At 53.8% G+C, this 7,116-nt stretch carries 7 protein-coding genes; 4 read left to right on the top strand and 3 right to left on the bottom strand.

Annotation, left to right across the window (positions count from 1 at the left end; genetic code table 11):
- Positions 1-104: 104 nt before the first annotated feature.
- Complete coding sequence (locus HUN39_RS11755) at positions 105-404, bottom strand: hypothetical protein (protein WP_175094689.1); 300 nt, start codon at positions 402-404, stop codon at positions 105-107.
- A complete protein-coding gene (locus HUN39_RS11750) occupies positions 404-1,825 on the bottom strand; it encodes an ATP-binding protein (RefSeq protein WP_210266941.1) in 1,422 nt (473 codons plus the stop codon). The genes HUN39_RS11755 and HUN39_RS11750 overlap by 1 nt, the downstream gene beginning before the upstream one ends.
- 81 nt (positions 1,826-1,906) lie before the next feature.
- Here HUN39_RS11750 and HUN39_RS11745 point away from each other — a divergent pair, with 81 nt between their 5' ends.
- Positions 1,907-2,731 carry a helix-turn-helix domain-containing protein gene (locus HUN39_RS11745; protein ID WP_175094688.1) on the top strand — a complete coding sequence of 275 codons (825 nt, stop codon included), beginning with the start codon at positions 1,907-1,909 and terminating at the stop codon, positions 2,729-2,731.
- Positions 2,732-2,820: 89 nt separating this feature from the next.
- Positions 2,821-3,225 carry a hypothetical protein gene (locus HUN39_RS11740; RefSeq protein WP_175094687.1) on the top strand — a complete coding sequence of 135 codons (405 nt, stop codon included), beginning with the start codon at positions 2,821-2,823 and terminating at the stop codon, positions 3,223-3,225.
- A gap of 283 nt (positions 3,226-3,508) precedes the next feature.
- On the opposite strand, the gene sucC is transcribed toward HUN39_RS11740, so the two are convergent.
- Positions 3,509-4,705 carry an ADP-forming succinate--CoA ligase subunit beta gene (gene sucC, locus HUN39_RS11735; protein WP_175094686.1) on the bottom strand — a complete coding sequence of 399 codons (1,197 nt, stop codon included), beginning with the start codon at positions 4,703-4,705 and terminating at the stop codon, positions 3,509-3,511.
- Positions 4,706-5,252: 547 nt separating this feature from the next.
- On the opposite strand from sucC, the gene HUN39_RS11730 reads away from it, so the two are divergent.
- Positions 5,253-6,218, top strand: coding sequence for an outer membrane protein (locus tag HUN39_RS11730; protein ID WP_175094685.1), 966 nt, complete (start codon positions 5,253-5,255; stop codon positions 6,216-6,218).
- Positions 6,219-6,373: 155 nt separating this feature from the next.
- Positions 6,374-6,994: a methyltransferase domain-containing protein gene (locus HUN39_RS11725; protein ID WP_175094684.1), complete on the top strand. Its 621-nt coding sequence runs from the start codon at positions 6,374-6,376 to the stop codon at positions 6,992-6,994.
- The last annotated feature ends 122 nt before the right edge of the window (positions 6,995-7,116 follow it).

The following is a 7,116-nucleotide window of genomic DNA, read 5'->3' as shown; positions in this document are numbered from 1 at the left end:
ATCATTGGCGCTTCCTTTCGGAAGCTGTGAATCACGACATCGCGCCCAAGCCAACAACTTTATAGGTCCGAGCCCTAGCTGTGTGGTCTATCATCGATCGACTCTCAGTCTTGAGTTTTGCTCTTGTGCTCCGCCACGATAGCCGCTCTTACCGCATCCTGTGGTGACCGTATCGCGCCCAAGTGTAGCACAGCAAAGATACGCCTCCTGTCGCTTCCTTCAATAGGCGACGACCACGCATAGGCGCGGGTTGATTTCGCATTTCCCTCTAGGTCGAAAACATCGACCACGCCTTCCCATACGGTCTGGCCTTGGAATGTTTCTTTGACGGGGGCGGATTCGACATGCGTTGCGATGCCGCCGTGTTGCGATTCAACAGCGCCTTTTAGGTCAGAAGCATCCATTATTTTTGCTTCTTTCTGTATTTCATCCCGCCAAATTTCGCGCCTGGAACGCCCTCTATCTCTCCTTTGTCGGCCATCGTGCTTAGGATGCGCTTCATTTTGTCGCTGTCTTTGATGTGTGTGATCTCTCGCGCTTCCTTATTTCGGATTGTGGCGTGTTCTTCCAGATAGTTCATGATTGTTTGCTCAGGAGATGCGAGCGGCTCATGGCGTATCGTCACTAGCACATCGGAGTCTCGTTCTTCGATGCTAGGCTCCTTCAGCCCAAGCTGGTTCATCTTTTCAAATGCGGTGTTGAGCCCCTCGCCTACGTCCCTGTTTGGAGGGTTTGGGAACTTGTTTAGCAGTCTGACAATCGCCCCATTCCGCGCGAATCTTTCATTCAAGATATTCTCCGGCGTTATATGAGCGGGTAGGCGGCCGGGGCTTTGAACTTCGATTCTGTTGTCAAAAATTCTGACGTGTACATCGTCAGCAATACTATAATCTCTATGGATTACTGCATTAGTAATTATTTCGTGAAGCGTTTCACGAGGGTATATGATATCCTGTAATCCACTCGGCCCCATTCTTTTGATTTTCTCTACCTCTTCGACAGTTACGTCAACTGCGTCCTGAATTTGCTTGTATAGGTTTCCTTCGACGGTGATTGGGATAAATGTAAGTACGTCGCGGTAACCATCGGATTCGTTAGTCTCATATCTATAAACTTTTATTCCACATCGCTTCGGTAGCTGTGCTTGGGGCTCTTCTGAGAATAGGAGGAGTCCTGCCACAGTTGGCGAGTCATTCACGATAAGCGACTGCTTCTTAAGCCATGCTTCTGGCAACGCGCTTGGTACTACATACTTTAAGTAGTCGTGCGTTACTGGAGAATCAATAATTAAATCTTTTGGGGCATTTGTTGTATGGCCCTCAAATGATATAACTCCTTTTGTGTATTCAAGCCTGCGCAATTCATCATTCTTTATAAGAGGAAGGTTTTGAGCCCCGCGTCGGACATATGCCCTACCATCTGTAGCGGTAATTATTGCCTGAGTCCGAGATACGGTAGTGTGTAAAATCACGCCATTGCGCTTTGGGCAGCGCAAAAACTCATACTGAAAATCCTTTCCGAGAGGAAAATACCTTTCAAACGCCTGCATATGACCATTAGCTGATTCTATGTCTTTGAATCCGTCCCATTCTCTTTGTTTAACGCTGCCGCCAAGGATTTGCTCGGAGATGCCGATGTAAAGCTCGCCGCCATCGGAGTTGGCGAATGCCGAAATCGTGTGGCTCAGTTTCGCTGGGGCTATCGCCGTCGACTTAACATCCAAGAATTGGCCTTCCTCAATCCTTGTTACCAAGTCCGCCTGCTGCTCATCGATCTCAACCGTCGGAAGTTCAGGCGAAAACATATTTATCTGAGATTCGGACATTTCTTTTCTCTTGCTTCCGGATGTTCGTGTGATAAACTCCGGAAATCAAAAAGTCAATATTCCGGAGTTTGGAGCAAGCCGATGAACCGCCTATCTCTTGAGCGCCGTACCCAAATCGTTTCCGCCCTTGTCGAGGGCAACAGCATCCGCTCAATCGAGCGCATGACTGGCGTGCATCGCGACACGATTATGCGCCTTTTGGTTGAGGTCGGCGCGGGCTGCGCGAAGCTTCAGGACGAGCTTATGCGCGACCTGTCCTGCCAGCGCCTCCAGTGCGATGAAATCTGGGCTTACGTCGCCAAGAAGCAGAAGCAGGTGACGAAGGATGACGACAAGTCCCGCGTTGGCGATCAATGGACCTTCGTGGCAATGGACGCAGACACGAAGCTTGTCCCCTCGTTCCTTATCGGCAAGCGCGACCTTCCGACCGCCACGAAGTTCATGAATGACGTGGCCTCGCGTCTTTCGAACCGGGTCCAGCTTTCGACCGACGCCCTTGGAGCTTATGTCGACGCTGTTGAGCAAGCTTTCGGTTGCGAAGTCGACTACGGGCAAGCAGTAAAATTTTATGACGCTGAACCCGCTGGCGCTGGCCGCTACAGCCCGCCAAGCGTTGCGCGCGTCGAGCGCAACTCCATTGCCGGGGCGCCCGACCGCGCGCATATCTCGACCAGCCTTATTGAGCGCCAGAACCTGACCATGCGCATGTCAATGCGTCGCTTCACGCGCCTCACGAATGCCTTCTCAAAGAAGCTTGAGAACCTTCAAGCGGCGGTCGACCTTCACTTTGCGCATTACAATCTTGTGCGCACGCATAAGACTTTGCGCGTCACGCCCGCCATGGCCTCGGGCGTCGAAAGCCGCCTCTGGTCAATGCATGAGTTGGTCGAAGCGACAACGGAATGAAATGCACAGGCATAAGATGGCGGAGCCATTGACTCCGCCGTCTATTTGTTTCTGCTATTGGTTAATCGATTCTTCCTATGAGGTGCTGAATGCAACAGGGCGATAAGCGTTACGGCGTTGTACTCCTGCATCTATCGATGAAGTATGAACTTGAGGACTGCGGAAGAGACCTTGCGGTAATCCAGAAATCAATCGGACGTTGGTGTAAGCGCGGCATGCATGGGAAGCGCATGGTCGCGTTGCTGATCACGACCGAAGAATCTGTCCAGGAAATTGGGGAGCGCCTACGCCCGGTCATAGGCATTCTCGACTCTGTCGAGAACTTTTGGATTATGGCGGCCCCTAAGCCTAACGACGTTTTCGGGCAGCACGGGAACCTCGACCCCGCCGTTCATCGCATCGGCGAAGCTTGGGTCGAAGCATGGGAGCGGAACAAGCCGCATGACATGCGCGAGGCGCAACGGCGGAACGCTAGGTTCAAACAGCGGCATTAGCACCGCCAGCGCAGCGCAATCGTCTAGATGCTTGTCGAATCCGGCGGTGTGCGGGATTCTACGAAAAACTCTAACTGCCCAAAGTGCGCCCATTGACTTCCCTCCCGGTTTATTTTTCTGGGAGTATGCTCCAGCGCTGCCCACCACGCCAGCGTGACAACTGGTTGGGCATAGGAAAACGATATCTCCTAGGCGGTAATTTGTACAGCGTTCATTTTCAAATTAGGACACCACCGAAATCCCGGCGAGCTTCTCCCGTTGTGGGAGAAGCTCAAGGGAAAGCTTACGCCTGTCGGATCGCGGCGACGATCTTTTGCGCCGCGTCGTCGAGGTCGTCGGCGGGAATGACGTTCAGACCCGACTCATTGATGATCTTCTTGCCAAGATCGACATTGGTGCCCTCAAGCCGCACGACCAGCGGCACTTTGAGGCCCACCTCCTTCACGGCCGCGATCACGCCTTCGGCGATGGTGTCGCAGCGCATGATGCCGCCGAAGATATTGACGAGAATGCCCTTCACATTCGGATCGGCGGTGATGATCTTGAACGCGGCCGTCACCTTCTCCGTGGTGGCGCCGCCGCCGACGTCGAGGAAGTTCGCCGGAAACTCGCCATAGAGCTTGATGATGTCCATCGTCGCCATGGCGAGGCCGGCGCCATTGACCATGCAGCCGATATTGCCGGGCAGCGAGATATAAGCGAGGTCGTATTTCGACGCCTCGATCTCCTTCTCGTCCTCTTCGCTCTTGTCGCGCAGCTCGACCATGTCGGGATGGCGATAGAGGGCGTTGTTCTCGAAGCTGACCTTGGCGTCGAGGCAGCGCAGCTTGCCGTCCTTGGTGACGATCAGCGGATTGATCTCCAAGAGCTCCATGTCCTTGGCGACGAAGGCGGCGTAGAGCTTTTCGGTCAGCGCGCCCGCCTGTTTGGCGAGATCGCCGGTGAGGCCGAGCGCCGCGGCGACCTGGCGGCCGTGATGCGGCATCAGACCCGTCGCCGGATCGACCGAGAAGGTCACGATCTTCTCGGGCGTGTCATGCGCCACCTTCTCGATGTCCATGCCGCCTTCGGTCGAGACCACATAGGCGATGCGCGAGGTCGCGCGGTCGATCAGCATCGAGAGATAGAATTCCTTGTCGATGTCGGCGCCGTCTTCGATATAGAGGCGGTTGACCTGCTTGCCGGCCTCGCCGGTCTGCTGCGTGACGAGCGTCGCGCCCAGCATCTGCTTGGCGAAGGCTTCCGCCTCGTCGATCGACTTGGCGATGCGCACGCCGCCCTTGTCGCCCGCGCTCGCCTCCTTGAACTTGCCCTTGCCGCGCCCGCCGGCGTGGATCTGCGCCTTCACCACATAGACCGGGCCGGGAAGCTTTTCGGCCGCCGCGCGCGAATCTTCGGCGCGCAGCACGGCGACGCCGTCGGCGACGGGCGCGCCGAAGTCGCGCAGAACGGCCTTGGCCTGATATTCGTGGATGTTCATGGGCTATGTCTCCCTGGCGCAATGGCGCGCCGGCGCGGCGAAAAAATCGCGCTCAATGGGCATAGGCGGAGCCGTTTCGTCAAGGCGGCGGGAGGACGCGGGAGAGAGGCGACGCAAGCTGCGACGGCTTTTTAGAAGCGCGCCGCGCTTGTCCTCCAGGTACATGAGCCTCAACTGAAACTTCGTTAGCAAAACCTAAAGCTTCGACAATAAAGCGCGCATTCCGACACCGCGCCGCTGGAACAATTCTTAGCCCGCCGGGTTCAATCCGCACGGAGATCCCCTCTCCCCCCTCGACTTGGCGCTCGGTCAAACTGGCCGGGCGCTTTTTCTTGAGCCGAGGCATTGGCGGGATTAGCTGAGGGCTTCCCTCCCTTGCCTGGGATGGATCCACGTCAGCTCCCAGGTCTGGCGGCTTTTTCTTTTGAACAGAGACAAATAAATCACACTTAACAAAATTAGTAGAATGACCGAATATTCCGCATTGATGCATATCAACTCTGCTGATTAATCTGCGTCTCAGCTGAACACTCAGAGGAGGAGAGCCATGAAGACAATTAAAATAGCGTCAGCTCTGTTTCTAATGAGCAGCGTATCAGCTTTTGCAGCCGATCTGCCTTCAGTTAAATCAGCGCCAGTCGCTGCACCTACGCTGATGTGGACAGGCTTCTATGCTGGTATCAATGCTGGTGGGACGTGGGCGAATAACACTGGCGCCTACTCCCAGGGTATTCCTCTATATACTATCGATCGTTCTAACATATTCGGTAATACGTATTTACCAGGAACAAACGCTGCTGCAATCGGCCTAACACGCTCACTTGCGACAAACAGCAGCAGCGGTTTTCTTGGAGGCGTGCAAGTTGGATATAATTTCGAAGTTTATAAAAGTTTTGTTGTTGGGGCTGAAACCGATTTCCAAGGATTCGCTGGTGATAATGGGCCTGGACAGTTTCACTTCACATCTACGCCTTCAACTGTGAAGTCAGCCATCTATGGAGATATAACAACAACTACTTACACTACTATGCAGGCATCCAAATCCGTATCCTATTTAGGAACAGTTCGTGGGCGCGTCGGATATATCGTTACTCCTAACCTTCTTTTTTATGGAACTGGCGGCCTAGCTTATGGCGGTGCAAAGATTAGCTATTATGCCAGTCAGGAAAAAGTAGATCAAACCGACGAACTCGATCCAGGTAATATTTCTGCTTCAAAAATATTGGTAGGTTGGACAGCTGGTGGTGGAGTAGAATGGATACTTGCTCCTAACTGGACTCTGAAAGCTGAATATCTTTACTATAATCTGGGTAGCTTAAGCACAAGCAACGGTGGTTACTTTACAAGAGTTCATCAAGCTGGAATATATCCCGTACCAGATATTGTACCTGGCACTATAGTAGGCCTTGTACAAGCAAGGGCAGGCACGAATACTATCGATGGAAACATCATCCGTGCTGGCGTGAACTACCACTTCAACTTTGCTTCATCGCCAGTAGTCGCAGAGTTCTAATCAGTAATCACAAGGATGGACGAAATGCCAGGTCAGAAATGGCTGGGCTTTTCTTTTTGTGACCAATAGGTCACACTAAGATCAATAAGTTCATACGATGCGTTTTATGGCCTTGATGTGATCGAGTGCGAAAAGCTCAGCCCAATGCGCGCGTGATGACCAACATCGATAATCCCTTCGGCGAACGCGCCCAAAAATACTGGGATCGTCGCTACGATCTGTTTGCGAAATGGGATGAGGGCGTCGAAACCGATGAGGTGGGGCTGTTCTCCGTCAAGCCGGAGCGCTTTGCGCTGGAGATCGGCAATCTCCTGAGCGGCGCCGTCGTATTGGACGCCTTTTGCGGCATCGGCGGCTCGGCGATCGGATTCGCCAGATGCGGAAAGCGCGTCATCGCCGTCGACGTCGATCGCGACAGGCTGTCCATGGCGAGGCGTAACGCTGAAATCTACGGCGTCGCAGAGCGCATCGAATTCATTCATGCCGACGTCATGGAGGCCTATCCCAAGCTCTCATTCGATGCGCTGAATATCGACCCGCCCTGGGGAGGACCGGACTACTTCACGAAAGCGCGCTTCGGCTGGCAGGATTTTTCGCCAAATCCGCTGCCGCTCATCCAGAAGGCGATCCATTCGGGGATTGCCGTCGCTGTGGGATTGCCAGCGAATTTTTCAGCCGACGAACTGCGCGAACTGCCGCCTGAAACCGTCGTACGAGAGTCGAGGGACGCAGCGCGCGTGCTGTTCCGGACGGCTTATTATCCGCCGGTGGACTGAGGCCCATGCTTTCGTCTGCAATGTTTCAAAAATGCGAGCGATCAAAAATCGGCAGCTTCGCCAACGCCTATCTGGTGCGCGCTGTCAGGATCTATCTGCGAACACTTATATGATTGAAATAA

It is taken from the genome of Methylocystis silviterrae (assembly GCF_013350005.1).
Classification (GTDB): domain Bacteria; phylum Pseudomonadota; class Alphaproteobacteria; order Rhizobiales; family Beijerinckiaceae; genus Methylocystis; species Methylocystis silviterrae.
This window is presented reverse-complemented; position numbering and strand designations above follow the sequence as displayed.

Coding starts and splice junctions, on each gene's coding strand:
- sucC (WP_175094686.1), bottom strand. CDS start 4,705: ATGAACATCCACGAATATCAGGCCAAGGCCGTTCTGCGCGACTTCGGC.
- HUN39_RS11740 (WP_175094687.1), top strand. CDS start 2,821: ATGCAACAGGGCGATAAGCGTTACGGCGTTGTACTCCTGCATCTATCG.
- HUN39_RS11725 (WP_175094684.1), top strand. CDS start 6,374: ATGACCAACATCGATAATCCCTTCGGCGAACGCGCCCAAAAATACTGG.
- HUN39_RS11755 (WP_175094689.1), bottom strand. CDS start 404: ATGGATGCTTCTGACCTAAAAGGCGCTGTTGAATCGCAACACGGCGGC.
- HUN39_RS11730 (WP_175094685.1), top strand. CDS start 5,253: ATGAAGACAATTAAAATAGCGTCAGCTCTGTTTCTAATGAGCAGCGTA.
- HUN39_RS11750 (WP_210266941.1), bottom strand. CDS start 1,825: ATGTCCGAATCTCAGATAAATATGTTTTCGCCTGAACTTCCGACGGTT.
- HUN39_RS11745 (WP_175094688.1), top strand. CDS start 1,907: ATGAACCGCCTATCTCTTGAGCGCCGTACCCAAATCGTTTCCGCCCTT.